This is a genomic window from Arthrobacter sp. NPDC057388 (assembly GCF_042668165.1).
GTDB lineage: Bacteria > Actinomycetota > Actinomycetes > Actinomycetales > Micrococcaceae > Arthrobacter.
This window is the reverse complement of the sequence record NZ_JBHVBL010000003.1, coordinates 111,696-138,248: the sequence shown is the minus strand read 5'-3', so window position 1 is coordinate 138,248 and position 26,553 is coordinate 111,696. Positions and strand designations below refer to the sequence as shown.

Here is a 26,553-nt window from a genome sequence, read left to right as displayed (position 1 = left end):
CGTTTCACACTAAGGGAGCCGCGGGTGTGTCCGGGCTGTGCAATCAAACAGTTTACGTTGTACGAAAACGGGCATGCTGCCAGGTTCAGACATCTATGTGCAACAAAAGTTGCACATAGAGTAATTCTGTAACGGCGCCGAAACCTGGGGGGCGGCGGTCAGGCCGGTGCCGCAGCACCGAAGAACAGCTCGGTCACGCGCGCGAGGCTGTACGGGTCCTCCACCCCGCAGAGCTCCCTGGCCGAGTGCATCGACAGCAGCGGAACGCCCACATCCACCGTCCTGATACCCAGCCGCGTGGCAGTCAGCGGGCCGATCGTGGATCCGCAGGGGATGCCGTTGTTGGAGACAAATTCCTGGAAGGGAACAGCAGCCTCTCCGCAGAGCCGTGCCCAGAAGGCAGCGCCCGGGGCGTCGGTGGCGTACCGCTGGTTGGCGTTGATCTTCAGCAGCGGGCCGCCGTTGAGGACCGGGCGGTTGACGGGGTCGTGCCGTTCGGCGTAGTTGGGGTGGACGGCGTGCCCGGCGTCGGCGGACACACAGAACGACGCCGAGAACGCCTGCCGCCGCTGGCTCGCCGAGGCGCCCAGCCCGTCCGAAATCCGGACGAGGATGTCTTCAAGGACCGGGCCGCAGGCCCCGGACCGGGACGCTGAACCGATTTCCTCATGGTCGAAGGCGGCGAGCACAGCAATTGGTGCGGTTTCACCGGAAGCTTCCGGGCCGTCGTCGGAAGCGTCAGCATGGGCGATGAGCGCCGTGATCCCGGCGTGGGTGGCGGAAAGGTTGTCCAGCCGCCCGGAGGCGAAGAATTCGCCCTTCGCGCCGAAAACAGCGGGGGGCTGCGTGTCCGCGACAACGACGTCGTACCCGCCGATCTGCGCCGGATCAACGTCGTGCTCCGGATCGACCTGTGTTCCGCCGGCCACCCGCCCCGCCAGCAGGGCCAGGAGATCCGCGTCGCCGGGGTCGCCGAGCCCGAATACCGGGTTCATGTGCTGCTGCTTGTCCAGCGTGAGGCCTTCGTTGACGGCACGGTCGAGGTGGATGGCCAGCTGCGGAAAGCGCAGCAGCGGCCCGGTGGCGGTCAGGTGTTGGGTACCGTCGAGCATCACCAGCCTCCCAGCCAGCTGCAGTTCCCGGTCCAGCCAGGAGTTCAGCAGCGGGCCGCCGTAGATTTCCACGCCGGCCTGCAGCCAGCCGAACTTGCCCGTGGTCGGTTTGGGCTTGAGTTTGAAGGAGGGCGAATCCGTGTGGGCACCCAGGATGTTGAAGCCCGTCGTGGGTCCGGCACCCTCGGGCGTGACCCAGGCGATGAGCGCCCCGTCCCTGATCACATAGAACCTGCCGGCCGCTGCGTCCCAGGCCTGTGCCTCATCCAGGCCGGTGAACCCGGCCTCCGCCAGGCGCCGGGCGCCCTCGTGCGCGGCGTGGAAGCTCGACGGCGAGGCGCTGACGTAGTCGCCCAGGTCCCGGATGTGCTCTGCTGCTGAGGAATGGAGAGGCATGGCTCCGAGTCTAGCGGTGCCCTAGATGGTGACGTTGAGGCCTGCCGTGTAGCCGCCGGAGACCGAGCCGGACATGGTGGCCAGCTGGTAGATCCCGCCGTCCTCGCCGAAGACGTTGTCCGAATTCAGCGTCGTGTTGGGGAAGTTCCGCGCGCTGGTTTCATAGCCGGTGGAGGCGTAGACCTCGCGGCAGGCGGCGTCGGTCAGGGCGATCTGTGAAACGGCAAGGACCTGGCCGGCTGCCGTGGCGTTGTTCATCGACTCGAACACCTCGAAGTGGATGTGCGGCCAGCGGCCGTTGTACGCGCCCGGGTAGATGGTCCTGAACGTGACTTGGCCGTTGGCGTCCGCCTCCTGCACGCCGCGCAGGAAGTTCTCGTTCTCCAGGCCGGAATCGTAGAGCGAATAACGCCCCTCCTTGTCGCAGTGCCAGGCGTAGACAGCCGCACCCACCAGCGGAACGCAGCCGTTGGCGTTGTCCAGCAGGGTGAGGGTGACGGTCAGCGGCACACCGGCCGCCTTCGCGGTGGACGTGCCGAAGCTTGAGGTGATGTCCTGCCGGACCACGCCGGAGGCTTCCAGGACGTTCGGTCCGTTGGAGCCGTCGCCGGGATACGGGCCGGCCGTCTCCTGCGGGATCTCCACGCCGCACTCGGCGATCGCCCGGGTCACGGTGGGGGCGGCGGAAGCCGAGGCGGAAGCGGAAGCCGGGGGCACCGCCGTCGACGTGGTTGCCGAAGCGGTGGCGGTGGCGGACGCATTGCTGGAGGCCGACGGCGATCCCGACGGCGCGGACGACGTCCCGCCGGGGGTGCATGCGGCCAAAGCGGCGGCCGTGCCGGCGCCGAGGAACAGGCCCAGCGAGCGGCGCGACATCAGCGTGGACAGATCGAATTCGAGCCCACGGTCATGGTTGGGATGCGGCTCGTGCCGGGGCTGCCGCCCGTCGGGAGTGCGGGGTTCGTTGGTCATGGCACCCATCCAACTGCACCCGGCTATGGCCTGTATAGGGCCCGGGTGTGCGGAAGCTGTGGCCCGCCTCCGGGCGCGCCCCCGCCCCAGGACGGCGCACTCAGTAGTCGGGGTTGCTTGGCGTCACCAGGCCGGTTTCATAGGCGTACACCACGGCCTGGACGCGGTCCCGCAGGTGCAGCTTCGTCAGGATCCGCCGCACGTGGGTCTTTACGGTGGCCTCCGACAGGAAGTAGCGGTGCGCGATCTCCGCGTTGGAGAGCCCCTCGGACATCGCTTCCAGCATCTCGGTTTCCCGGGGTGTGAGCTCCTCCAGCAGCGGGTCCCGGGGAACGGGCGGAGGCGGCGCAGCCACGGGCCCGGAGCCGCGGACATACGTTTCAAGGAGCCGCTGCGTGACCCGCGGCGCCACCACCGCGTCCCCGCTTGCCACCACCCGCACGGCCTGGACGAGTTCCGCGGGCGCCACATCCTTCAGGAGGAAAGCAGACGCTCCGGCCTGGAGCCCGGCGAAGGCGTACTCGTCCAGGTCGAAGGTGGTCAGGATGATAATTCGGGCACGCGCGCCTGCACCGGTGATGGCACGGGTGGCCGCGATCCCGTCGAGCGTTGGCATCCGGACATCCATCAGGACAACGTCGGGATCGAGGAGGCCCACCTGGCGGACGGCGTCGGCCCCGTCGGAGGCCTCACCCACCACTTCGATGCCGTCCTCGCCTTCCAGGATGAGCCGGAAACCCATCCGCAGCAGCGGCTGGTCGTCTGCCAGCAGGACCCGGAGCCGTCCGGACTCGTTCATTCGTTCCCCCATTTGCCGTTCTTCATGCTGTGGCCCGGTCTGCCGTCCGGCGCCGCGGTGCCGGTCCGGGAAGTGCGGCCCCGCATATTGCCGTTCAGGGCCAGGACCGCCCGCACACGCCAGCCGCCGCCGGCGGCCGGGCCTGCCTCCACCGTACCGCCGTAGATTCCGGCCCGTTCCTTCATGCCGGTGATGCCCTGTCCCGTGCCAAGCCGTCCGGCCGCACCGGCGGCCGGACCGGCTCCCGTGGGGGCATCAACGGCGCCCCGGCCGTCGTCGAGCACGTCAATGGTGACGGCGGAATCCTCCCGCACCACCAGAACGTCCACCCGGCTCAGCGCCCGGCCATACCGCAGCACGTTGGTCAGCGACTCCTGCACGATCCTGTACACGGTCAGCTGGAGGGCGACGTCCTCGGGCAGCGCCGGCCCGGTGTGCGAATAATGGACCGGAAGGCCTGCGGCCCGGAAGCCGTCCAGCAGCTTCCCCAGGCTGGCACTGTCCGCGAACGGTTCACGTGACGCCTGGCCTGCGGCTGCCTCATTGCCCGCGTCATCCCGCAGGACGCCAAGGACACGGCGCATGTCGGACAGGGCGGTGCGCCCCGTCCCGGACAGTTCCGCCAGGACTTGCGCGGCCCGTTCAGGGTCCTTCCGGACCACGACGGCGGCGCCATCGGACAGTGCGACCATCACCGTCAGGGAGTGTGCCACGACGTCGTGCATCTCGCGGGCGATCCGGTTGCGCTCGGTGACCGATCCCAGGCGGGCTGCCTGGGCGGCCCAGGCAGCTATCTCCTGCTCGTGCTCCCGCCGCTGCCGCACCGAAATTCCGATGCCGGTGGCGAGCAGGTTGGAGAAAACGATGCTGGTGCCGGCGGCAATGCTGGTCACCAGGTAGAACTCCTCGGGCGAGGCGGGAGTTCTGGGCAGTTCGCGTTCCAGGGGTGCCACGGCGGCGAGGAAGTACAGCAGCGCCAGCGGCGCCGTGGCCACCGCCATCGTGACCAAGGCAAAACGGCGGGTATGCACCACGGCCACGGCGTAGAGCGAGAACCAGAGCCCGGCGGAAACGTTCGATCCCCACGGGTGGAGCAAAGTCACGCCTACCTCGGCCACAGCGATGAATGCCACCACGGCCAGCGGGTGCCGGCGCCGCAGGAACAGGGACAGGGCAATGGCCGCGAGCACCGCAACAGCGCCCCACTTCCCCGCACCCACGGCGTCGATCACTGTCGGCACCACCAGCAGCGCATAGCAGGCGGCGACAACGGCGTCCATGGCGCGGGGATGCCGGTGGAGGTAGCGCCGGAGGAGTCCCCGCCGCCGGGCTGCAAGCTCGGCGAAGGACGCGTCAGCCGAGGCGGCTGGCGCGTCCTTCACGGAAACAGCGTCAATCATGTGTTTTGTCTCTGCGGGCCTGCGGCTACACGTCCCGTTTCTTCAGCAGGATCATGGCCAGGACTACCGGCACCACCACCCAGGCGCCCAGCACCAGGGCCGCCTGCCAGGCCTCGAGCGTGTCCGGCACATGCTCAACGGCGGTCATCGGGTTGACCGTATTTCCGGGGAGGTACTTGCGCGCCTCCTCGAAGAAGTCGCCGGGGATGAGCTGGAACGCTATCGGTGCCACGAAGAAGAGTCCCACGAGCGCCATGATGCCGCCGGCCGAATTGCGCAGCAGGGTCCCCAGCGCCATGCCGATGGCAGCCACCGCGGCCACGTACGCGCTGGTGACGAGGAGCAGCTTGACCGACTGCGAGCTGGCGAGGTCAAGCTTGAGGTCGAAGTTGTCCAGGATCGGCACCGCCACCAAGCCTGCGATGTAGGTGGAGACCGCCGTCAGGACAAAGGCACTGACCACGACCACCACCAGCTTGGCGATAAAGGCGGGAAGCCGCTTGGGCACTGCGGCGAAGGTCGAGCGGGCCATGCCGGTGGTGAATTCCGAGCTCATGAGCAGGACGCCCAGGGAGCCCAGGATCAGCTGCGCAAAGGATGCGCCGGAGGTGGGGACGGTGACCGCAAGGTCGCCGCCCTGCGCGGCAATCTGTGCTGCCGCCCCGGGGTCGGAGGCGGCCTGGTCCGCGAACTGTCCCGTACCCCAGGCGGACAGCGCACCGAAGCCGATCATCACGACGGCGGTCGAGGCGAGCAGGATCAGCGTGGACAGGAGTGTGCGGAACTTGATGAATTCCGAATTCAGGACACGGAAGAAGGCCGGACCCGGTCCGGGGTCCGCTGCGGCGTGGTGTCCGGCGCGGCGGGGGCCGGGGGCGGGCTGCGTGAAGGTGGGTGTGCTCATGGGTCAGTTGCCTCCGGACTGGGCAGGAACCGGGGTTCCCGTGGTGATCAGCGAGTGGTATTCGACCTCGTCCTTGGTCAGCTCCATGTAGGCCTCTTCGAGGCTTGCCTGAAGCGGCGTGAGTTCATAGACCAGGACCCGGTTGTCCAGCGCCGCGCGGGCGATCTGGCGGGGATCAAGGCCCGTCACCTCCAGCAGTTCGTGGTCCTGCAGCTCCACCGATACCCCGGTGCCGGCCAGGACGTGCATGAGCCGGTCGGGCTGGTCCGAGCGTACCCGCGTCCGGCTCTGTCCCTTGCCGGCGATGATGTCCTTGATGGCGGCGTCGGCGATGATCTTTCCGCGGCCGATCACGATGAGATGGTCCGCAGTCATGGCCATCTCGCTCATCAGGTGGCTGGAGAGGAACACCGTGCGCCCCTCGGAGGCCAGGTACTTCACGAGGTTCCGCACCCAGACCACACCCTCCGGGTCGAGGCCGTTGACGGGTTCGTCCAGGATGATCGTCTGCGGATCGCCGAGGAGTGCGGCGGCGATGCCCAGCCGCTGGCCCATGCCCAGGGAGAAGCCCTTGACCTTTTTGCGGGCCACGTCCGCGAGGCCCGTCATCTCGATGACCTCGTGCACCCGCCGCCGGGGGATGCCGTGGGTGGCGGCCATGGCCAGCAGGTGGTTGTACGCCGAACGGCTCGTGTGGACCGCCTTGGCGTCCAGCAGGGCACCGATTTCACGCAGCGGTGCCTTGTGCCGGACGAACGGGACGCCGTTGACTGTCACGGTCCCCGCCGTCGGCGTGTCCAGGCCCATGATCATGCGCATGGTGGTGGACTTGCCGGCCCCGTTGGGTCCCAGAAAGCCGGTGACCCGGCCGGCCTGGACGGTGAAACTGACGCCGCCCACGGCGGTTTTGTCGCCGTAGACCTTCGTCAGGCCTTCTGCCTCAATCATGGAAGCGTTCCTTTGCGTAGCTGCTGGTGTGCACGTTCCACGCTACCGACGCCGCCCGCCCAATGCGCCGGTCTCAGGGATGATTCAGGGGTGAATCAGGGTGCCGGGCATCATCCGGTGGGATGAGCCGTCAGCCGTCGTCCCGCGGCGAGTAGTACCGCAGGGCTGCCCGTTTCAGGGTGAACTCCACCGCACGGACACCAGGCATCGCCTCGCCGTCAACCGCCAGGACCATCGGGGCTGCGCCGCACTCCACCCTCACCCGGGTGGCTTCGGTGAGGTGGGTGATTTTGGACGTTCCCACCGTTCCCGTCAGCACTGACCACAGCATGCGGAGCCGGGCGAAGGGCTCGTCGGCGGTCAGCATCCTGACGTCCAGCACGCCGTCGTCCAGCACGGGCCGGAAGAGCGGGGCGTGGTCCCGCGGGTAGTAACGGCCGCGGCCCAGATACATGATCCAGAGCCTGTGCAGGCGGCCGTTGACGATCAGCGTGATCGGCTTCTCCACGGCGAACGTCCGGAACATCGCCACGACGCCGGCCAGGGGCTTGCCCATGGCAGGCTGCAGCTGTTCGCGGCGGCGCACCAGGTTCGGGTACAGCCCGATGCTTGCGGTGTTGAGCATGGTGAGCTCCACCCTCTCGGGGTGGTCCGCCAGTCCGCGTTCGACGGCGACGGCACCCACATCCGCCAGCGCCCCCCAGCCGTTTTCTGCCGCCTTCACCGCTTCCACCAGGGAAGGCGTTCCGGCATCCCGGGCGAAGTGGTTCAGGGTGCCGCCGGCCAGAACGAGCAGGGGGAGGCCATGTTCGACGGCGGCCGCCGCAGCGGTGCCCACCGTGCCGTCGCCGCCCCATACCCCGAGCGCCCGGATGCCCGGCACCGTGGCGGCCTCCTGCATCCGCAGAGCGACGTCGTCCTCAGGTGCCACGAGGGTTATATGAGCGAGAGGGAATACTTCCTTCAGCGCGGCCGCGGTTTCCTCGGTAAAGGAACCCCCCAGCGTATTGACGGCGATGCTCAGGCCAGCACCCTGCGGGAGCCTGGCCACGTCCACGCGGCGCCTCGAGGTAGCGGGCATCGGCGGACGGACAGGCCACCACTTCCTGGTCACCAGTGCGGCGCCGGCCCCGATGGCCGAGCCGAAGAGGACGTCCGAGGGCCAGTGCGCGCCCGTATGCACTCTCGAGTACGCCACGCCGGCCGCCACCGGAGCCACAACCGCTCCAAGTGCCGGCTGCACGAGCCCGGTGCCGAGCGCGAACGCCACGGCGGAGGCGGAGTGGCCGGACGGCATGGACGAACTCGTCGGCTGGGGATGGACGAAGCGGAACACGGGCAGGTGTTCGGGCAGCGGCCGGGCACGGGGCAGCAGGGTCTTGAAAACGAGGTTGGTCACAGCCGACGCAACCCCCTGGGCGAGCAGCCCATGGACGGCTGCGCGCCTGGTGCGGCCCGGGATAACCGCAGCCACGGCCGCCACGCCGAACCACAGCTTCCCCTTGTTGGCAGAGGCCGAGAGCCGCCGGAAAAAGGTGTCATGGTGGCCGCCCGGAAACCCGGAGACGCCACGCATCAGCGTGCGGTCCAGCGCCGCAATCCAGCCGGGTCCCCGATGCAGCATTCGTCGCATTGCCCCACCCTACCGCCCGGTACAGGGCTGCGTCCCGGTACGGTTTGTTTTGGGCCAATCCCGGTTTGTCGTGGCCGCAGCAGGTGGCTGCGGCAGCCTGGTCATTCCCGGACAGGAAGCGGTTTGGCGGCGCCGGCCAGCACCAGGGCAACCAGGATGGGCACGCCGATGGCCAGCAGTGCCATGTGGATTCCGGTCAGGTCACCGAGATAGCCGAGCAGCGGGGGGCCTGCCAGGAATGCGACGTAGCCGATGGTGGACACCACCGACACCCGTGCGGCCGCGTGCCGCGGATCGTCCGCCGCCGCCGACATGCCCATGGGAAAGGCAAGTGCCGCCCCCACTCCCCAAAGTGCGGCCCCGACGGCGGCCAGCCAAAGGTTTCCGGCGAACACAAAGAGCGCCAGGCCGGCTGCCGCAGCGGCCATACTTCCCCGCAGGACTGCCACCCGGCCGTATTTGTCGATCACGGTGCCGCCAAAGAAACGCATGGTGGTCATGGCCAGCACGAAGAGGGCGAAGAGCAGGGCTCCTGTTGATTCGGAGGTTCCCAGGCCGTCCACGGACGCCTTGGCGATCCAGTCGTTGCCCGCACCCTCGGTCAGCGTGGCGCCCAGGACAACCACACCGATCAGCAGGGTACGGAGGTCGCGCCATGCCGAGGGTCCCCGCGCCTGCCTGGCGTCGCCGTCGGCGTGCTGTTCAGGCGCGGTGTGGGGAAGGAAATACCGGGGGACCACGAAGGTCAGGACCGCCACCAGGGCGGCGATGACCAGCAGGTGCTGCGGCAGGCCCACACCCAGGCCCGACAGTCCGGCCCCGATCAGCGCCCCCAGGAAAGCCCCGCCGCTGAAGGCCGCGTGGAACTTCGGCATCACGGTCTTCCGCAGCCGGTGCTCGACGTCGGCCCCCTCGACGTTCTGGGACACGTCCCACAGCCCGATGCCGATGCCGAAGAAGAAAAGCCCGACGGCGGTTCCCGGCACCGACTCAGCGAGCAGCGACGCGGCGATGCCCACGCCCGCCAGGGCGGCCAGGAAGCCACTGGCCCGGACGGTGTTGGCGGTGCCGATGCGGTTGATGACGTGCCCGGCGGTGGGCAACGCGATCAGCGACCCGACGGCGGTGCAGAGCAGCAGCGTGCCCATCTGCCCCGAAGATATCCCCAGGATCTCCGTCACGGCCGGAATGCGGGCCGCCCAGCTGGCGAAGACCAGGCCGTTGGCGCCGAAAATGATGAACGTGGCGAGGGCGGCGGCGGAGACCTGCCGGCCGGCAAGCTGCTGGGTTGAGGTCATTCGACAACTCTAGCCAGTGCAGGTAGTCAGCGGGCGCGCTCCACCCGCTTCTCGTCCCAGACGGGTTCGGGGGACTCGTACACCTTGCCGTCGGAGCCGAAGACCAGGAAGCGGTCGAAGGTCCGGGCGAACCAGCGGTCGTGCGTGACGGCAAGGACAGTGCCCTCGAAGTGGTCGATCGCCCGCTCCAGGGCCTCGGCCGAGTGCAGGTCTAGGTTGTCGGTGGGCTCGTCGAGCAGGAGCAGGGTAGCTCCGGAGAGCTGCAGCAGCAGGATCTGGAACCGGGCCTGTTGGCCGCCGGACAGGGACTCGTACTTTTGTTCCGACTGGCCGGCCAGCCCGTAGCCGTCGAGTGCGCCGGCGGCGGCCTCGCGGCCAAGCCCGGAACGGTGCTCATCACCGCGGTGCAGGATGTCCAGCAGCGTGCGGTTCATGAGGTCGGGCCGCACATGGGTCTGGGCAAAGAAGCCTGGCCGGATACGGGCGCCGAGTTTCACGGTGCCTTCGTGCGGCACCTCGGCGATCTCAACATCGGACACGGGAAGGTGTTCCCGCTCCGGATCGGTGCCGCCGGTGGCGAGCAGGCGCAGGAAGTGCGACTTGCCGGAGCCGTTGGAGCCCAGCACACCTACCCGGTCGCCAAACCAGATCTCCGTGGAGAAGGGCTTCATCAGGCCGGTCAGCTCCAGCTTTTCGGCCACGATGGCACGCTTCGCCGTCCGGCCGCCCTTGAGCCGCATCTGGACATTCTGTTCGATCGGCAGGGCTTCCGGTGGCCCGGCCTCCAGGAACTTGGCCAGCCGGGTCTGCGCTGCGTGGTAGCGGTTGGCCATGTCGGAGCGGAAGGCGGCCTTGTTCTTGTACATGTTGACGAGTTCCTTGAGCTTGGCGTGCTCCTCGTCCCAGCGCTTGCGGAGCTCCTCAAAGCGCGCATTCCGGTCTGCCCGCGCCTCGACGTAGGAGCCGAAGCCACCGCCGTGGATCCAGGCCCCGGCGCCGTTGATGCCCGGCTCGAGGGTGACGATGCGCCCGGCGGCGTTGTTCAGCAGCTCGCGGTCGTGGCTGATGAAGAAGACCGTCTTCTTCGATTCGTTGAGCTTGTCCTCGAGCCAGCGTTTGCCGGGGACGTCAAGGTAGTTGTCCGGTTCGTCGAGGAGCAGCAGTTCGTCCGGGCCGGCAAAGAGCGCCTCGAGCACCAGCCGCTTCTGCTCGCCGCCGGAAAGGGTCGACGCGCGGCGGTGCTGGGCGCGGTCAAAGGGCAGCCCCAGCGCGGCCATGCAGACCTCGTCCCAGACGGTCTCGACGTCGTACCCGCCGGCGTCTCCCCAGTCGACGATCGCCTGGGCGTAGCGCATCTGGGTGGGCTCGTCGTCGTGCTCCATCATGGCGAGCTCCGCCTCGTCCACAGCGCGGGCCGCGTCTGCCAGCGCCGGAGGCGCTGCGGAAACCAGCAGGTCCCGGACCGTGGAGTCGTCCCGGACCTGGCCCACGAACTGCCGCATGATGCCCATGTTGCCGGAGCGGCCGATTACACCTTCGTCCGGCGTGATGTCACCGGCGATGATGCGGAACAGCGTGGTCTTGCCCGTGCCGTTAGGCCCGATGAGCGCCGTTTTGGTGCCGTCCGGGACCTTGAAGGTCACCCCGTTGAGCAGTTGGGTGCCGTCGGAGAGGAAGTAGTCGATGCCGGAAACGTCAATATGGGCCACCGGCCAATTCTCCCACGCCCCGCGGGCTGGAGTTTTTGTACAGATATCGTCCCCTGGCGTGCCCGCAAGTCGCGATACGTGTACAAAAACTCCAGCGTGGGAGAGAGGGTGTCAGCCGGCCGCCGTCAGGAATTTCTTCAGCAGCGGGCCGGAGGTGGTGGCGCCCAGTCCGCCGTCCTCGACAAACACGGCCACGGCAAGGTCGCCGTGCACGGCGATGATCCAGGCGTGCGTCTTGGGCGGGTTCTCGTTGCCGAACTCCGCGGTTCCCGTCTTGGCACCCACCGGTTCACCGGGAACCTCGGCCAGGAATCCGGCGTGGCCGGAGGTCACCACAGCACGCATCATGTCCGCGAGGGACGCTGCTTCCGCCTTGGTGACCGGGGTCTGGGCGGATTTCGCCGGTGCTTCCGCGGTGACGGTCGACGACAGGGCGGAGCCTTCCGCCGTCGGCTCCGGGCTGGCCGACGGCGACGCTGAGGCGGCGCTCTCCTGCACGAGGACCGGGGACACGGGTGCGCCCTTTGCCACCGAGCCTGCCATGACGGCGGCAGCGAGCGGGGACATCAGCACCCTGCCCTGGCCGATCATGGCCGCAGCGTGCTCGGTGCCTTCAGCCTCACCCGGAACGGAACCAAGGAACGCCTCGGCGCCCAGCTTCGGGGCCTCAACGGCCACACCAAGGGACGTGGCGGCCGATTCCAGCTGGGCCTGGGTGACCTTGTCCCGGGCGGCGATGAAGGCGGTGTTGCACGAGTGGGCGAAGGCATCCCGCAGGGTCACCGATCCAAGGGAATCCTTGGGGTAACCCTCGGCATTCTTGAACTTCCTGCCGTCGACGGTGAGCGTCGGTGTGCACTGGACCGTGGAGTCGGGCGTGAACCCGTTACGGAACATGGCGAGGGAGTCCACCACCTTGAACGTGGACCCAGGGGCGTACTGGCCGAGCATCGCCGTGTTGTAGCCGTTGCTGCCCGGCCCCGATGCTGCAGCCAGCACCTCGCCCGTGGACGGCCGGAGCGCCACGATGGCCGAAGCCGGTTTGACGTCCGCAAGGGTGTCCTCGGCGAGCTGCTGCAGCTTCGTATCGAGGGTGGTCTGCAGCGGCTTGCCGGGAACTGCCTGCACCTCAAAGACGGTGCGCCGGGGGTCGGTCGCCGCGGACTGGATCTCTTCCCGGGTCAGGTCCGCGCGCTGCACGCGGACCACGGTTCCGTCCGTGCCGCGGAGCTGCGCATCGTACTGCTGCTGGAGTCCACCCGTTCCAATGACGTCCCCGGCGGTCAGGGTGCCGTTGGACTTCTCAATCTGCTCTGCGCTGGCCTCGCCCACCGTGCCCAGGACGGGCCGGGCGAAGTTCCGGGTGGGTGCCAGCGGCAGTTCGTCCGGGATGGCCCGGCCACCCGGGATGGCGGCGATTTCGGCGTCGGTCACCGCACGGTCGCTGGTGTTGCGGAGGGTGATGGCCGGGACGAACGCTTCCGCCCCTGATGCCTCCACCTGCTGCACGTAGGCTGCGGGATCCACGCCCACCAGCTTGGCGAGCTTCGTGGCGGAATCAGCGGCATCGGCACCGTCGAGCTGGGGCTTGTCGATTCCCACGTTGACCACCGGGCGCAACGTGACCAGCTTTTGGTTTCCGGCACCGAGGATGTCGGCACGGGGCGGCGACTGGGTGGATTTGCTGAGGATCTCGCCTTCAGCAAGGTTCGGGACCAGCATCCCCGGCGACCAGACGGTAAGCCACTTGTCACCGGATTTCCGCAGGTCGGCCGAAACGGTGTACTTCCATTCGCCCGTGGAAATCTTCCAGCTGTAATTCAGCGGGACCCGGGCGCTGTCGCCGTCGAGAGTCAGCTCTCCTGCCTCAACCGACGGCTTGGCCGGTGCCAGTGCCTTGAAGACCTGGTTGAGCTGATCATTGGCCACGTTCGAGTCGCGCCCGTCGAAAGCCACCGGGCGAAGATCCAGGCCGGCCACAGCGGAGGCCAGCTGCTTCGCTGCGGTCTCCGCCCCGCCGCGGCCGTCATCGCAGGCCACCAGTGACCCGCTGAGTACCAGACCTGCAAGGACGAGTGAAAGTTTTTTAGTGTTGTTCCCCACCGCGTTATTATCCCCCGGCAGCGGCGCCGCGAGAGCCACGAGACGCGCCAGGACACGGTCACGGCTCGGTGACGGAAAAACGCCTAGAGTCCAAGTGCCGGGACATCGAGCCCAAATATGTCCTTCAGTGCATATGTCGCTGCACGGAGCCCCGGCATCCCTGTGACGCCGGGACCCGGGGGCGTCGAAGAGGAACACAGATAGACGCCGCGTGCAGGAGTGCGCCAGGGTACGGGCGAGACGACGGGCCGCTGGACCAGCCCGCGGGGATCCAGGAGCCCGGCGCTGAAGTCCCCGCCGACGTAGTTCTCGTTGTACGTGGCCAGTTCTGCCGCCGTCGTCACCTTCCGGCGCAGGACGAGGTCACGGAATCCGGGCGCAAAACGCTCCAGCTGGTCCATGACGGCCTGTCCCATGTCCACCGTGGACCCCGCCGGCACATGGCAGTAGGTCCAGAGGATGTGCCGGCCCTCGGGCGCCCGGCCCGGATCAACCACGGACGGCTGGGAAACAAGGACGTAGGGCCGCTCGGGATGCCGGCCTTGCGAGACTGCATGCTCCGCCTCCGCCATGTCCTCCCGTTTGCCCCCCACATGCACCGTTCCGGCTCCTGCCAGTCCCGCAGCGGCCCACGGCACGGGACCGGACAGGATGAAGTCCACCTTGCACGCGCCGTTGCCGAACCGGAACGACTCCAGTGCCTGCCGGTATGAGGCGGGGAGCCGGTTGCCGGCGATCCGGGCCAGGGCAGGAGGCGCAATGTCCAGCAGTACTGCCCGTGCCGGTTCCAACTCCGCCAGCGACGTGACGCGGAAGCCCGTCTGCAGCACCCCGCCGTGGGCTTCGATGTCCTTGACCATCGCATCGGCTATCGCCTGCGATCCCCCGACCGGTATGGGCCAGCCCCCGCTGTGCGCCAGCGCGTTGAGCAAAAGACCGGCTCCCGCGCCGGAGAGTGACGGCAGTCGTCCCACAACGTGGGCCGCAACACCGCTGACCAGCGAAGGTGCCCGGTCCTCCCGGAATCTCAGGTTCCAAAGGGGCGAACCCTGTTCAAGGGTCCGCAGGCCCAGAAGGCCGGCAGCCACCGGGTCGCCGGGAATGCGCAGCAGCTGGTCGGACGTGGTTTGCACGACGCCGTCGATATGCCGCACCAGTGGGGCGAGCAGCCTGCGGTAGGCGTGTCCGTCCCGCCCCAGCTCATCGGCAGTCCTGTCGAGTGACCGGTAGGCCAGGGCGGAACGGCCGCCGTCGAGCGGGGACCCGAACTGCACCGGCGGAAGCTGCAGGTCCACCCGGCGCGGAAGGTCGAACGCACGAAAGAAAGGGGAAGCCAGTGCCATGGGGTGCACGGCCGAACAGACGTCGTGCCAGTGCCCGTCCTCGATTACCTGGGACGTCCGGGAACCCCCGCCGAGCTGGTCCGCGGCCTCATACACGTGCACCTTCAGCCCCGCCCGCGCCATCACGACGGCGGCGGCGAGTCCGTTGGGGCCGGAACCAACGACGGCGACATCAGGCATCTCGGGCAACCGTCCGCCAGGGGAGCAGGGAAGCGCGGGGGTGGAACAAATCGATCCGCAGCACGTCAGGGGCGTTGTTGAAGGGGCCGCCGTGGGGGTCGTCCATGGCATGCCGCCGGATGGGATCGTAGCGGGGGTCCCAGACGTCCCATGCCACCCGCAGCATCAGATATGCGATCGCCAGCATATGCGCGGCGACGGCCAGGACGTAGTACGGCATGTCGATGTTGTGCTGTGAGACGCCGCCGCTGGTCACTTGGCCAAGATACATCCAGACAGCCGCCCAGTGCAGCCCCTCGATGCCCTGCCATATCAGGAAGTCGCGCCACTTGGGACGGGCCAAAGCAAGCAGCGGCACGAGCCACAGGACAAACTGGGGTGAGTAGACCTTGTTGGTGAGGATGAAGGCGGCCACGATCAGGAAGGTCAGCTGCGCAATCCGCGGCCGCTGCCGGGCGGTCAGGGCAAGGACCGCGATGAGGATGCAGGCAAGCAGAAACACGTTGAGGGCCAGTGTGTTGATGGCCTCCGGCGTAAGGACGCTCCAGCGGACCCGCCCGGCCACCAGGTTGTAGGCGAACCACGGTGAGCTGTAGCCGGCCGGCCGGTCCTGCGTGAACTCGAAGAAGTACTTCCATCCGGCCGGGTCCCGGGCGGCCACAGGCAGGTTGACCGCCAGCCATGCCAAGGCCGCCGAGGCGGCAGTGATCACGAAGGAGCGGATCTTCCCGCTGCGGAGGGCCAGCAGGAGAATCGCGCCGAAAACCAGCACCGGGTAAAGCTTGGTGGCCGTCCCCAGGCCGATCAGGATGCCGGCCATCACCAGCCGCTCCCGGGACAGGAAGTACATGCCGAGTGCCAGCATGGCCACGGCCCACATGTCCCAGTTGATGAGGCCGGAGAACACAATCCCGGGCGCCAGGGCCACCATGGCGGCGTCCCATGGCCGGCGGCGGGTCATGCGGGCCGTGGCCAAAACGGTGACTATCCACACGGCTGCGATCAGTGTGGCGTTCACGTCGAAGTACCCGAGGATCCGGGCGTCTGTGGCTCCCGCACCGGGCACCATGCGGGCTGTGGCGCCAGCTATCAGGCCCATCAGGACCGGATACTCGAAAAGGGCGCCCGGCGTGAGAAACGGAAAGGCCCCGTCACCCAGTCCCCTGTTGCGGAACAATTCAGGAAAGTCCGAGTAGCAGGTGGAATAGAACTGCGACGGCGTCTGCCACCCGTTAACCCTGCAGTAGCCCTTGATGGCAATGGCAACCAAGGCGGCGAGTACGGTGAGGATGATCAGAACGCGTTCCACCGTGAAGAAGCCCGGTGCTACCACCCCCGGGGCGGACCGCTGGCCCAGGGGCCCGCCGATCAGCTCGGTGAAGTTCCGCAGCAAGCGGTCGCTGCGGGTCGGCACTACCAGCCGCGCGAGCTTTCGATCGGGCGGCGGCTGTGTCTCCTGCATGGTGTCGAGCTTACCGGTGGGTCCCCGCATAAAAAGGCGGCTTCACCGCAGGCTGCTCACCTGCTGGTGCATGAGCGCGTAAACGTCCTCCCGCCTCCGGTCAAGCAACTGCCCGTCGAACTGCGCCTGCTGGACGCTGGAGGAGGTCGGACGCGAATCAAGGACGGCACCGCCCGGTGCGCGACCGAAGAAAAGTTCCTGAAGTTTGCGGAGCATAATCTTTCACCTCCTTTCCAAAAGAACGAAATAAAATGAGGGCAGGCCAAATAAAGCCATTTACGGATGCAGGAAAACGGCCGTAAAAAGGCAGAGAAATGCCCGGGCGAGAAGGGAATCCGAAAATGCGGCAACCAGCCGTCAAAATGGCAGCGCGGCGAGCCCAACAGGAAGCAGGGTTCCGAATTATGGGGGAGCTGCGCAACCGCACGGTTCCGCTACGTCAGACCGCCCGGCCAGGTTACCTGGGAACGTGCAGAATCAACTGCCGTGCCCCGGCCGGCCTCGCATCACATATGGGAGGCCGGAAGGGACAGGCTCAGGCCTGGACGATTCCGGGAAGAGGGCGCGGGCCAGCAACGAAGGCCGGAAATGCGGTAAAGGTCATCTTCCATCCGCTAGTCAAAGTAATCATTTTCCCAACCTCCTTTTCCGCTCTGCCGGTGCCGGCCGACGGGCCGGACAACGTGCGCCATGGCCCCGGCAAGACGCTCTGGGGTCAGGAATAAAAGTACACCAGGATTACCCGGCTGACTACCTATTTTCGGGAAATCCTAAAAACAATTCGAAAAAAGCTCTTCTACAGTCCCCAGCGGAGAATCACAGGCGTCCTTTTATCCCAACCGAGCGTGCAGACTTTGGCGGTTCCCAAAAGGAAATGCCGGCCCTCTTCCGGTTCCAGTTCAAGCCAGCGGGCGGTGAGGATGCGGGAAAAATGGCCGTGCGCGACCACAAGGACGTTGTCCAGACCGGATTCCAGGACCCGGGCAATGATCTTGTCCGCCCGTGCAGCCACATCCTCCAGCTTTTCGCCATTGGGAACCCCGTGGGTCCAGATGAGGTAGTCGGGGTTGTCCTTGCGGATCAGGTCCGAGCTGATGCCCTCGTAATCGCCGTAGTCCCATTCCACGGCCAGGGGCTCGTGGACGGCGTCGGGGAAGCCTGCCAGTTCCGCGGTCCGGCGTGCCCGGCGCAGCGGGGAGGTCAGGACCAGGTCGAAGTCGACGGTGTCCAGGATCCTGCGCGCCTCAACGGCCTGCTGTTCACCTTCCACAGTCAGGGGCAGGTCCGTCAGGCCGGTGTACTGGCCGCTCTTGGACCATTCGGTTTCGCCGTGCCGCAGGATCCAGAGCTGGGGGCGGGCAATGTTGGCGGCGGTCACTTGGACTCCTCGGTTAGGGAAGATTCGACGTCGGCGGGGGAGGCGGGAGAAGAAGGAGACAGGGCAGAGTCAGGGGAAGGAGCAACGGATTCGGGCTGCTCGGCCCACCATGCCCGGAGCCGGGACTCGGCGTCGGCCGGCTCCAGCGGGCCGTTTTCCATCCGTTCCTCCAGCAGGAACTTATAGGCCCTGCCCACGACGGGCCCGGGCTTGAGGTCCAGCAGGGCCATGATCTGCGCACCGTTAAGGTCCGGCCGGACCGCGTCAAGGGATTCCTGCTCGCGGAGGGCCACGATTCTGGCCTCGAGGTCGTCGTAGGCGAAGGACAGGCGGTCGGCCTTGCGCTGGTTGCGCGTGGTGACGTCGGAGCGGGTGAGGCGGTGCAGGCGCTCCAGCAGGGGACCGGCGTCTGTGACGTAGCGCCGCACGGCTGAATCGGTCCAGCCGGCGTCACCGTAGCCGTAGAACCGCATGTGCAGCTCGACGAGGCGGGCCACTGCCTTGATGGTGTCGTTGTCGAAGCGCAGGGCCTTCATCCGCTTGGTGGTCAGCTTGGCCCCCACCATGTCATGGTGGCGGAAGCTGACCGCACCGCCCGGTTCAAACCGGCGCGTAGCCGGCTTCCCGACGTCGTGCATCAGTGCTGCGAACCGCAGCACAAAGTCAGGGCCGGGAACGGCGCCGTCGGAATCGGTCTCGAGGGCGGCCGCCTGCTCGAGGACCTGCAGCGAGTGCTGGTAGACATCCTTGTGGCGGTGGTGCTCGTCGGATTCCAGCCGGAGCGCGGACACCTCGGGCAACACGAATTCGGCGAGTCCGGTATCCACCAGCAGGTCGATGCCCGCCCGGGGGTGCCGGCCGCAGACGAGCTTCACCAGTTCGTCGCGGACGCGCTCGGCCGAAATGATGCTGATGCGCTCGGCCATCCGGGTCATGGCCGTGCGGACATCGTCCCGCACCGCCACACCCAGCTGGGAAGCGAACCGCGCTGCCCGCATCATCCGCAGGGGATCGTCGGAGAAAGACGCCTCGGGCGCGCCGGGAGTGGCCAGCACGGAGGCGTGCAGGTGCCGGATCCCGCCGAAGGGGTCCACCAGCTCCATCGAGGGCAGCCGCAGGGCCATGGCGTTGATGGTGAAGTCACGGCGCAGCAGGTCGTCCGTGAGGGAGGTCCCGAAGGCCACCACGGGCTTCCGGGACTCGGGATCGTAGGCTTCGGCGCGGTACGTGGTGATTTCGATCTGGAAGCCGGCCTTGCGCATGCCGATCGTTCCGAAGGCGCGGCCGATCTCCCAGAAGTTGTCCGCCCACTTCTTGATGAGCGCCACGGTCTGGTCCGGCGTCGCGTCCGTCGTGAAATCGAGGTCCGGGGAGGTGCGGCCTAGAAAGAGGTCCCGGACCGGCCCACCGACGAGCGACAGCTCATGACCGGCATCCACGAACCGCTGCCCGAGCTCCAGGACCACCGGGTCCACCTGGAAGTCGACGGTGTGAAGATCAGTCTTTTGATGTGCGTGCGCCATAGTTACTTAAGCTTGTCAGAAAACCAACCCCCGCCGCACCAAATCCCGTCATTGTGCAACGGCTCCGGCCAGCTCCGTCACATGCAGTCCACCTGCAAGCCATGTCCCGGTCATCACGGCGGGGCAAGAGTCGTTAGAGTGGACTGCATGGCCCATCCAGTACCGAGCGCTCCCGGCAGGAGGACGAACCCACCGTTGCCGTCGGCAATCGGTGCCCACGTCGCGCCTGCGCCGCACTCGGCCCCGGCCTCGCTCCCCACCGTGGAAGAGATTTCCGCCGGCGGCGTGGTGGTGGATACGTCCGACGACGAACTAAGGGTAGCGATTATTGCCCGCCTTAACAGGGGCGGACGGCTGGAGTGGTGCCTGCCAAAGGGCCACCCGGAGGGCCGGGAGAACAACGAGGAAGCCGCAGTCCGTGAGATTGCCGAGGAAACCGGCATCGACGGTGACATCCTGGCCCCGCTGGGCAGCATCGATTACTGGTTTACCGTCAGTGGGCACCGTGTGCACAAGACAGTGCACCACTACTTGCTTCGGGCCACCGGCGGTGAACTCACCATCGAAAACGATCCGGACAAGGAAGCGGTTGATGTTGCCTGGGTTCCCATCCACGAGCTTGCCCGCAAGCTTTCATTCCCCAATGAGCGCCGCATCGCCGACCTGGCACGCGAAGTCCTGCCCGAGCACCTCTGACCGCCCGGCGATGACTGCCCGGTACCCCTCTGCGTGCCGCAATATCAGCACCCGGGTGAGACGATGAAGACGATGTCAGCAGTCAATCCGCCCTCCGACCAGCCCGCCCAGCCAGGTGAAACACCTCCCGGTGTGACCCCCGCCAGCGAGGCTGCCTCCAGCGCCGCCCAGCCCGGCGAGGCACGTTCCAGCGCCATCATGGCCGCCGGGACGCTGGTCTCCCGCGTGCTGGGTTTCGGCAAGACCTGGATGCTGGGTGCGGCGCTGGGCCTGGGCTCGACCGTCAACGACACGTTCATCAACGCCAACAACCTGCCCAACCTGATCTTCCTGCTGGTGGCCGGCGGCGTCTTCAACGCCGTGCTGGTGCCGCAGATCATCAAAGCCAGCAAGGCCCCGGACAGGGGAGCGGACTACATCAGCAGGCTGCTCACCCTGGCAGTTCTGGTCCTGCTGTCCCTGACCCTCCTGGTCACCCTGTTCGCGCCGGCCGTCATCGAACTCACCACGCAGGGCTACTCACCGCAGCAAAAGGCGCTGGCGGTGGCCTTCGCCTTCTGGTGCCTGCCGCAGATCTTCTTCTATGGCCTGTACGCGCTGCTGACCCAGGTCCTCAACGCCAACGGCGCTTTCGGCCCGGCCATGTGGGCACCCATCCTGAATAACGTCGTGGCCATCGCCGGCCTTGGCATGTTCATCTGGATCTTCGGCGCCAACGTGGCCAACCCGCATTCGCTGGACAACTGGGGTGCGTCCCAAACGTTCTTCGTCGCCGGTTTTTCCACCATCGGCGTCGTGTCCCAGACCGCCATTCTGCTGATTCCCGTGCTGCGGCTGAAGCTGGGGCTGCGTCCCCGGTTTGGCTGGCGCGGGGTGGGACTGGGCCATGCAGCCAGGCTGAGCATGTGGACGCTCCTGACGGCCGCCGTCGGGCAGCTCGCGTTCCTGTACGTCATGCGCATCGCCACCATCCCCGGCGCCGAACGGCTCCGGCTCCAGGACGCCGGCGACCCCGCTGCTGCCATGCTCCCCGGCAACGCGGTGCTGGAAGTGGCCAGCCAGCTGTACCTGTTGCCGCACTCGATCATTGCGCTCTCGCTCGCCACCGTGCTGTTCAACCGGATGACCCACGCCTCCCAGGAGGGCAACCGGGTTGCGCTGCGGGAGGCCCTGTCGCAGGGCCTGCGGACCATGGCGGTGGCCACCGTATTCGGTGCGCTGGCCCTGTTCGCGCTGGCCGGTCCGCTGGGCATGTTCTTCTCCGGCGGCCTCCGCACCGATGGCGTGATGCTCGCCCAGACCCTCACCATCCTGGCGCTGAGCACGCCCTTCATGAGCGCCAACTTCATGATGTCCCGCGTCTTCTACGCCAACGAGGACGCCCGCACACCGTTCTACATCCAGCTGGTGCTGGCGTTGGTGAACGTGGTTGCCGCGTTCTTCATCCAGTTCCTGCCCTTCGACCAGATCATCTTCGCCATCGCAGTCCTGTACACCGGCGGAAACATCCTTTCGGTGATCGTTTCGGCCATTTTCCTGCGCCGGCTGCTGGGTCACCTGGACGGTCCCCGGATCGTCAATTCGTACATCCGCATGGGCTACGCCGCGCTCGGTTCGGCCGTTGCCGGCGTGGGTGCGCTGTGGCTCATGGGCAGCTACAGCCCTGTCGGTTTCGCCTGGAGCAGCCGGCCAGCCGCTTTGGTGACCATCGTCGTCGTCGGACCCGTGATGCTCGCTGCGTACCTGCTGTTGCTGAAACTGTTCAAGGTCACCGAACTGCGCGACCTGCTGCGGCCGCTGCTCGGGCGGCTCGGCCGCGGTTCCGGGGCTGCCTCCGCTTCCCCGGCCTCCGCAACCTCCGGTGCTGCTGCCACCGCCTCCGCCGGCAGCGCTGCTGTGGAACGTCCGACGCCGGAACGCGCCACGGTCTCTTCCGACACCGGCCTGATTCCCCGGATTTCCGGGGAGTTTGATTCCGCCTCCTTCCGCGCCGGGCCTGCGCCCCAGCCCGATGAATACGACGGCGCCACTTACCTGCCGGAGGAGGACATGCCCGGGTCGGCACGGAGGAGTGCCGTGCGCGGGGAGATCCCGCTTCCCGGCCGCCGCACGTACCAGGGGACACCCGGCCAGAACCCCCATTTCCCGTCGCGGCGCAGGAGGAAAAAGTAGTCCGCACGGGAGGCGCCCAGCCCCGTCTTCCGCGGCCGTAGCACAGCATCGGCTAGGATCGAGGGGAACAGGGGTAGTTGCAGACCAGGGTTTCTCCGGTGCGCCGGAGGCCTTCCCGGGCGATGCATCGCCAGGGCCAGAAGCAATTCCCGGACAGGCTAGGAGGAACACGTGTCCCACCCGATCGACGTCGGATCAGTACTTGGCGGCCGCTACAAGGTCACGGCCACAGTGCTGAGCTCCCATGACCAGGATCTGGTGCTGGACGGTGTGGACCAGGTGCTGAACCGCCCGGTCAGCATCCTGGTGGCAGGCCCGTACAACGCGGACCAGGTCGCCCAGAGCGCCCGCGAAGTAGCCACGGGTGAGCGCCCGGGGAACGTGCAGATCCTTGACCTCGGGGTCAGCGACGCCACGACCTATCTGATTACCAACCACACATCCGCCGCTGACCTGCTGGACCTCGTGGTTGCCTCCAACCCGCCCTACGTGGAGCCCTTCTTCACCGACACCCTGGGCAGTGAGATCTTCGGCCAGGCGCGCTCCCACGAGCCAGAAACTTACGACGAAGACGACGAAGTCGAAGCCGGGTACATCAATTACGGCGCAGGCCACAGCGGGCCGGGCGAGCAGTACCCTGCCGCCGCGCCAAGCCCAGCCGCCAGCCGCTCTGCCGCAGGTTCGGCAGCTCCGCAGGGACGCGGGCAGCAGGCTCCGGCACCCCAGGCACCCACGGCCCCGGCGCGGAAGGCTCCGGTCGTGCCGCCTCTGCCGTCTGCCCGTCCTGCCGCGTCCGCAGCGGGGGCGGCTGCCGCCGCTGGCGCCGCTGCCGCGTCGCGGGGCAATCGGCACGGCGTTCCGGAGACCACTGCAGTTCCGGAAACCACTGCACCGCAGCCGATCCAGGCTGACAAGGATCACGAGCAGGTCGCCAGCCAGGAAAGCGTCCAGCACGACAACGTTGAACAGGCACTCCTGCAGCGCGACACCAACCGTTCCGGAAACGCCGCACGCGGTGCAGCCGGAGCAGGTGCAGCGGCCGCGGGCGCTTCTGCCGTGGGCGCTTCCGGGGACGGACATAACGCGTCCAAGGTGTCGCTGTGGTCCGAGAACGACTACGACTACGCTCCCGAAGACGGGTATGAGGACCACGCTGACGACGCGCACGGGCGCGACCCTCGGGCCAGCAACTTCCCTGCGGCGGCCCACACCGGCACCGCTCCCGCTGCCCATTACTACGACGACGAAGATGACGAGCCTCAGAAGGAACCGCGTTCCATGCGGTGGCTTGTCGGTGGCCTCCTGGCCGCCGTCCTGATTGTCGGGCTCATCTTTGCCGTGACCAACCTCGGCAGCCTCTTCAAGAGCGCACCGCAGACGGAGGCAACGCCGGGGACCACCGCACCGCCGTCGGCTGCCACCCAGCCAAGCAGTGGAGCGCCGACCAAGACCGCCGCTCCGACGGCGGGGCCGCCGGCCATTGAAGGGATTACCCGCCAGGGCAACTTCGATTTCGCCTCCACGTACGACGGCGACCTTGGCAAAACCTTCGACGGCAACGCCGCGAGCTACTGGTCCGACATGGAGTTTGCCACTGACGACTGGGGCGGCCTTGCTCCCGACGGTGTGCCGCTGGTTGTGAAGCTCAAGAGCCCCTCGCAGGTTTCCTCGATTACCCTGAACCAGTTGGGAGCCTCGGGCGGAAGCATCACGGTCTACACCAACGACCGGCCTTCGATGGACGGTGCAAAGCAGGTGGGGACCAACAGCTTCACGTCACCTGACCTCACCATGCCGTTGGCTGAACCGGTGACCGCACAGTACGTCATCATTTCGATCAAGAACCTTCCCAAGCTGGCCGCTCCGAAGACGCGCTTCGGCTATGGCCTGCGGCTCGCGGAGATCAAGGTCCAATAGGGACGCTGCCCGCCAGAGGCGCGCGGAGGCGGTCACGATCCCGCCACGCGTAACCGGCATGCCCTCGGGCTGCCGGAGGCGGTACCCTTGTGGAAAGTCCCGTGGCGGTGGCTCCGTGCAGGCACGGGTGTTTTTGCCTGCCTCCAAACACGTTTGGAATATTCCACACTGCCAATCAGTTGTGCCATGTGGCCGGCCCGGAAGGCTGGCGCATCGACAAAGGAAGAGGTTCACCGTTCAGTGAGCACCGCAGAAAACAGCGCGTCAGAAGTACGTGATGTCATCATCGTCGGCTCCGGCCCCGCTGGCTACACGGCCGCCGTGTACACGGCCCGCGCCAACCTGAAGCCCCTGCTTCTGGCTGGCTCCGTCACTGCAGGCGGTGAACTCATGAACACCACCGATGTCGAAAACTACCCGGGCTTCCCCGAGGGCATCATGGGTCCGGACCTCATGGAAAACTTCGAAAAGCAGGCTGCCCGCTTCGGCACCGAAATCCAGTTCGAGGATGTCACCGCACTGGATCTTGAAGGTGACATCAAAACCGTCACCATCGCGACGGGGGAGACCTTCCGCGCCCGCGCCGTCATCCTGTCCACGGGCTCGGCATACCGGGAACTCGGCCTGGCCAACGAAAAGCGGCTCTCCGGCCACGGCGTTAGCTGGTGTGCAACCTGTGACGGTTTCTTCTTCAAGGACCAGGACATCGCCGTTATCGGCGGCGGAGACTCGGCCATGGAAGAGGCTCTCTTCCTCACCAAGTTCGCCAAGTCCGTCACGGTGGTGCACCGCCGCGACACGCTGAAGGCATCCAAGATCATGGGTGACCGCGCCCTGGCCCACGAGAAGATCAACTTCGTGTGGAACACCACGGTGGAGGACGTCCTCGGCGGCGACAAGGTCACCGGCCTGAAGCTCAAGAACCTGGTGGACGGGACCGAGTCCGAGCTGGCAGTGACCGGCGTCTTCGTGGCCATTGGCAACGATCCCCGCACCGAGCTCGTCAAGGACATCCTCGAGATCACGGACGTCGGGACCATCGCCGTTGAGGGCCGCAGCTCCCGCACCAGCATCAAGGGCGTCTTCGCGGCCGGCGACGTCGTGGACCCCACCTACCGGCAGGCCATTACTGCGTCCGGCTCCGGGTGCGTCGCAGCGATCGACGTCGAGCACTACCTCGCAGACCTTCACGCCTGACTGGGCGCGGATATCCATTCGAAGAGAGAGACAAGGGTTATGAGCAACGCAAAAGATGTAACTGACGCAAGTTTCAGCACTGACGTACTCGCCGCTGACAAGCCGGTAATCGTTGATTTCTGGGCCGAATGGTGCGGCCCGTGCCGGAAGCTCGGTCCCATCCTCGATGAGATCTCGGTGGAATACGGGGAGAAGGTCAACGTCGTCAAGGTGAACGTGGATGACAACCCCGCCATCGCCGCAGAGTACGGCATCACCTCGATTCCCGCCGTCTACCTGTTCCAGGGCGGCGAAGTGAAAAGCACGGTCATCGGTGCCAAGCCGAAGCAGTTCTTCGAGAAGGAATTCGCGGACGTTCTGTCCTAGTTAGCATTGGCCCTGTTACGCCCGTCTGGGGAACCTGACCGGCGGCGCCGGCAACAGAGCTGAGAAGGCGGCTATCATTCCCAAGGAGTGATAGCCGCCTTTGTCATTGCTTCGAGGCGTGGGGTGGCCCGCCGATGAGAGGTTTCTGTTGCACGCGTCGCCACAAGCTGTTACTGGTTGCATTCGGGTTGTGTTTTCTCCTGGAGGGCCTGCGGCAGCTCCCTCCAAAGCTCCCGTGCCGCATGGCACTCCTGTAGGGTAACCCTGCGTTCCCGAACCACCGCGCAAGCAGCTTTTGCTGGATACTGCAGTTGGAATAGCGACCCAAGCTGCGGGTTGCATCTACGCGACGACGTAGCAGAACGTATCCGGACCTTTCGAATGTCTCCGGGGCGTCCGGATGTTTCACGTGAAACTGTGCCGGTGTTCCTTCGTGTACGGGGGAGGCGCAGGAACGGATCCGCGCACCTGACTTTGGACACCGACGTCAGGACGCGGACTACAACGCAGATTGCCTTCCCAGGACGATGGCTCTCGGCGTCCATTGGCGAGTTACGCTAGCCGGGACAACCCGCCTGCCCCGCCCGTATCGCAACGTGGGGCGACGGCACTTGGTTTAACCTTCCGCTCGTGGTCGCACCGGCACGGTAGCAGCGCCAAGTCGTTACCCCCTTTGAAGCCGGTCAACGACATGTGCTTGGCCGTCCATCACTAGGCAAACCCGGATGACAGCGTCTGCGTACTTTGTTTTACCGGCAAGTGCCTGGACCACTTGGCCGTAGCTTCCAGTTACACATGGCCGCTCACCTGTCGACCCGAAATTATTGCACGCGGCCATTCCAAGTCATCATTGGCCGCAACTGCCAGCAGCTATTTCCGTCTCGGCCAAAGCTAAACTGCCTACGGCAACGCGTCAGCGGGTAGAGTGCACCGCATCCGGAGCAGCAACTCGTGGTGCAACCGTCGCAACTGATTCTGCCCTGGGGATTGTTTGCACCACCCTTCCTCGCATAATCGCGGGCTGCAAATTGAATTCGGTTAGTGC

Annotated in this window: 20 protein-coding genes; 5 read left to right on the top strand and 15 right to left on the bottom strand. The window is 66.7% G+C overall.

From position 1 onward, the window contains the following. Positions 1 to 158 precede the first annotated feature (158 nt). The 15 genes from ACFUTU_RS02515 to ACFUTU_RS02445 all read right to left on the bottom strand — a co-directional run bounded on the left by ACFUTU_RS02515 (position 159) and on the right by ACFUTU_RS02445 (position 19,160). On the bottom strand, positions 159 to 1,508 hold the full coding sequence (locus ACFUTU_RS02515; protein WP_377960299.1) for a M18 family aminopeptidase: 1,350 nt from the start codon (positions 1,506 to 1,508) through the stop codon (positions 159 to 161). 21 nt (positions 1,509 to 1,529) lie between these two features. Beyond that, on the bottom strand, positions 1,530 to 2,480 hold the full coding sequence (locus ACFUTU_RS02510; RefSeq protein WP_377960297.1) for an intradiol ring-cleavage dioxygenase: 951 nt from the start codon (positions 2,478 to 2,480) through the stop codon (positions 1,530 to 1,532). 100 nt (positions 2,481 to 2,580) lie between these two features. Next, positions 2,581 to 3,279, bottom strand: coding sequence for a response regulator (locus ACFUTU_RS02505; RefSeq protein WP_377960295.1), 699 nt, complete (start codon positions 3,277 to 3,279; stop codon positions 2,581 to 2,583). Further along, the gene (locus tag ACFUTU_RS02500) at positions 3,276 to 4,679 is read right to left on the bottom strand and encodes a sensor histidine kinase (protein ID WP_377960293.1); all 1,404 of its coding nucleotides are present in this window, start codon (positions 4,677 to 4,679) and stop codon (positions 3,276 to 3,278) included. Before ACFUTU_RS02500 ends, ACFUTU_RS02505 begins: the two co-directional genes overlap by 4 nt. A 25-nt stretch (positions 4,680 to 4,704) precedes the next feature. Further along, positions 4,705 to 5,583: an ABC transporter permease subunit gene (locus tag ACFUTU_RS02495; RefSeq protein WP_377960291.1), complete on the bottom strand. Its 879-nt coding sequence runs from the start codon at positions 5,581 to 5,583 to the stop codon at positions 4,705 to 4,707. 3 nt (positions 5,584 to 5,586) lie between these two features. Next, positions 5,587 to 6,531 (bottom strand): ABC transporter ATP-binding protein, encoded by a 945-nt coding sequence (locus ACFUTU_RS02490; RefSeq protein WP_377960289.1) that lies wholly within the window; start codon positions 6,529 to 6,531, stop codon positions 5,587 to 5,589. Positions 6,532 to 6,661: 130 nt separating this feature from the next. Continuing rightward, the gene (locus ACFUTU_RS02485) at positions 6,662 to 8,164 is read right to left on the bottom strand and encodes a bifunctional phosphatase PAP2/diacylglycerol kinase family protein (RefSeq protein WP_377960287.1); all 1,503 of its coding nucleotides are present in this window, start codon (positions 8,162 to 8,164) and stop codon (positions 6,662 to 6,664) included. Positions 8,165 to 8,265: 101 nt separating this feature from the next. Further along, positions 8,266 to 9,462, bottom strand: a complete 1,197-nt coding sequence (locus ACFUTU_RS02480; RefSeq protein WP_377960285.1) for an MFS transporter — start codon at positions 9,460 to 9,462, stop codon at positions 8,266 to 8,268. A gap of 26 nt (positions 9,463 to 9,488) precedes the next feature. Beyond that, the gene (locus ACFUTU_RS02475; RefSeq protein WP_377960283.1) at positions 9,489 to 11,171 is read right to left on the bottom strand and encodes an ABC-F family ATP-binding cassette domain-containing protein; all 1,683 of its coding nucleotides are present in this window, start codon (positions 11,169 to 11,171) and stop codon (positions 9,489 to 9,491) included. A 111-nt stretch (positions 11,172 to 11,282) separates the two neighbouring features. Further along, a complete protein-coding gene (locus ACFUTU_RS02470) occupies positions 11,283 to 13,274 on the bottom strand; it encodes a penicillin-binding transpeptidase domain-containing protein (protein WP_377960281.1) in 1,992 nt (663 codons plus the stop codon). Positions 13,275 to 13,357: 83 nt separating this feature from the next. Beyond that, positions 13,358 to 14,797, bottom strand: a complete 1,440-nt coding sequence (locus ACFUTU_RS02465; RefSeq protein WP_377960279.1) for a phytoene desaturase family protein — start codon at positions 14,795 to 14,797, stop codon at positions 13,358 to 13,360. Beyond that, on the bottom strand, positions 14,790 to 16,259 hold the full coding sequence (locus tag ACFUTU_RS02460; protein WP_377960277.1) for a glycosyltransferase family 87 protein: 1,470 nt from the start codon (positions 16,257 to 16,259) through the stop codon (positions 14,790 to 14,792). Before ACFUTU_RS02460 ends, ACFUTU_RS02465 begins: the two co-directional genes overlap by 8 nt. 42 nt (positions 16,260 to 16,301) lie before the next feature. Then, positions 16,302 to 16,475 carry a hypothetical protein gene (locus ACFUTU_RS02455; protein ID WP_377960275.1) on the bottom strand — a complete coding sequence of 58 codons (174 nt, stop codon included), beginning with the start codon at positions 16,473 to 16,475 and terminating at the stop codon, positions 16,302 to 16,304. 580 nt (positions 16,476 to 17,055) lie between these two features. Then, positions 17,056 to 17,637, bottom strand: a complete 582-nt coding sequence (locus ACFUTU_RS02450; protein WP_377960273.1) for a histidine phosphatase family protein — start codon at positions 17,635 to 17,637, stop codon at positions 17,056 to 17,058. Beyond that, positions 17,634 to 19,160 carry a CCA tRNA nucleotidyltransferase gene (locus tag ACFUTU_RS02445; RefSeq protein ID WP_377960271.1) on the bottom strand — a complete coding sequence of 509 codons (1,527 nt, stop codon included), beginning with the start codon at positions 19,158 to 19,160 and terminating at the stop codon, positions 17,634 to 17,636. Before ACFUTU_RS02445 ends, ACFUTU_RS02450 begins: the two co-directional genes overlap by 4 nt. 195 nt (positions 19,161 to 19,355) lie before the next feature. Here ACFUTU_RS02445 and ACFUTU_RS02440 point away from each other — a divergent pair, with 195 nt between their 5' ends. From ACFUTU_RS02440 to trxA, 5 genes are all read left to right on the top strand, one after another. Continuing rightward, positions 19,356 to 19,856 carry an NUDIX hydrolase gene (locus ACFUTU_RS02440; RefSeq protein WP_076799448.1) on the top strand — a complete coding sequence of 167 codons (501 nt, stop codon included), beginning with the start codon at positions 19,356 to 19,358 and terminating at the stop codon, positions 19,854 to 19,856. A gap of 72 nt (positions 19,857 to 19,928) precedes the next feature. Then, positions 19,929 to 22,028, top strand: a complete 2,100-nt coding sequence (murJ, locus tag ACFUTU_RS02435) for a murein biosynthesis integral membrane protein MurJ (protein WP_377960269.1) — start codon at positions 19,929 to 19,931, stop codon at positions 22,026 to 22,028. 171 nt (positions 22,029 to 22,199) lie between these two features. Then, positions 22,200 to 23,945, top strand: a complete 1,746-nt coding sequence (locus ACFUTU_RS02430) for an ABC transporter substrate-binding protein (protein ID WP_377960267.1) — start codon at positions 22,200 to 22,202, stop codon at positions 23,943 to 23,945. Between the two features lie 240 nt (positions 23,946 to 24,185). After that, on the top strand, positions 24,186 to 25,142 hold the full coding sequence (trxB, locus tag ACFUTU_RS02425) for a thioredoxin-disulfide reductase (protein WP_377960265.1): 957 nt from the start codon (positions 24,186 to 24,188) through the stop codon (positions 25,140 to 25,142). A 39-nt stretch (positions 25,143 to 25,181) separates the two neighbouring features. Then, positions 25,182 to 25,508 (top strand): thioredoxin, encoded by a 327-nt coding sequence (gene trxA, locus ACFUTU_RS02420; RefSeq protein ID WP_003800194.1) that lies wholly within the window; start codon positions 25,182 to 25,184, stop codon positions 25,506 to 25,508. Positions 25,509 to 26,553: the final 1,045 nt, after the last annotated feature.

What these genes read in the sequence shown, in the direction of transcription:
- ACFUTU_RS02515 (WP_377960299.1), bottom strand. Translation starts at nt 1,508, where the DNA reads ATGCCTCTCCATTCCTCAGCAGCAGAGCACATCCGGGACCTGGGCGAC.
- ACFUTU_RS02510 (WP_377960297.1), bottom strand. Translation starts at nt 2,480, where the DNA reads ATGACCAACGAACCCCGCACTCCCGACGGGCGGCAGCCCCGGCACGAG.
- ACFUTU_RS02505 (WP_377960295.1), bottom strand. Translation starts at nt 3,279, where the DNA reads ATGAACGAGTCCGGACGGCTCCGGGTCCTGCTGGCAGACGACCAGCCG.
- ACFUTU_RS02500 (WP_377960293.1), bottom strand. Translation starts at nt 4,679, where the DNA reads ATGATTGACGCTGTTTCCGTGAAGGACGCGCCAGCCGCCTCGGCTGAC.
- ACFUTU_RS02495 (WP_377960291.1), bottom strand. Translation starts at nt 5,583, where the DNA reads ATGAGCACACCCACCTTCACGCAGCCCGCCCCCGGCCCCCGCCGCGCC.
- ACFUTU_RS02490 (WP_377960289.1), bottom strand. Translation starts at nt 6,531, where the DNA reads ATGATTGAGGCAGAAGGCCTGACGAAGGTCTACGGCGACAAAACCGCC.
- ACFUTU_RS02485 (WP_377960287.1), bottom strand. Translation starts at nt 8,164, where the DNA reads ATGCGACGAATGCTGCATCGGGGACCCGGCTGGATTGCGGCGCTGGAC.
- ACFUTU_RS02480 (WP_377960285.1), bottom strand. Translation starts at nt 9,462, where the DNA reads ATGACCTCAACCCAGCAGCTTGCCGGCCGGCAGGTCTCCGCCGCCGCC.
- ACFUTU_RS02465 (WP_377960279.1), bottom strand. Translation starts at nt 14,797, where the DNA reads ATGCCTGATGTCGCCGTCGTTGGTTCCGGCCCCAACGGACTCGCCGCC.
- ACFUTU_RS02460 (WP_377960277.1), bottom strand. Translation starts at nt 16,259, where the DNA reads ATGCAGGAGACACAGCCGCCGCCCGATCGAAAGCTCGCGCGGCTGGTA.
- ACFUTU_RS02455 (WP_377960275.1), bottom strand. Translation starts at nt 16,475, where the DNA reads ATGCTCCGCAAACTTCAGGAACTTTTCTTCGGTCGCGCACCGGGCGGT.
- ACFUTU_RS02445 (WP_377960271.1), bottom strand. Translation starts at nt 19,160, where the DNA reads ATGGCGCACGCACATCAAAAGACTGATCTTCACACCGTCGACTTCCAG.
- murJ (WP_377960269.1), top strand. Translation starts at nt 19,929, where the DNA reads ATGTCAGCAGTCAATCCGCCCTCCGACCAGCCCGCCCAGCCAGGTGAA.
- trxA (WP_003800194.1), top strand. Translation starts at nt 25,182, where the DNA reads ATGAGCAACGCAAAAGATGTAACTGACGCAAGTTTCAGCACTGACGTA.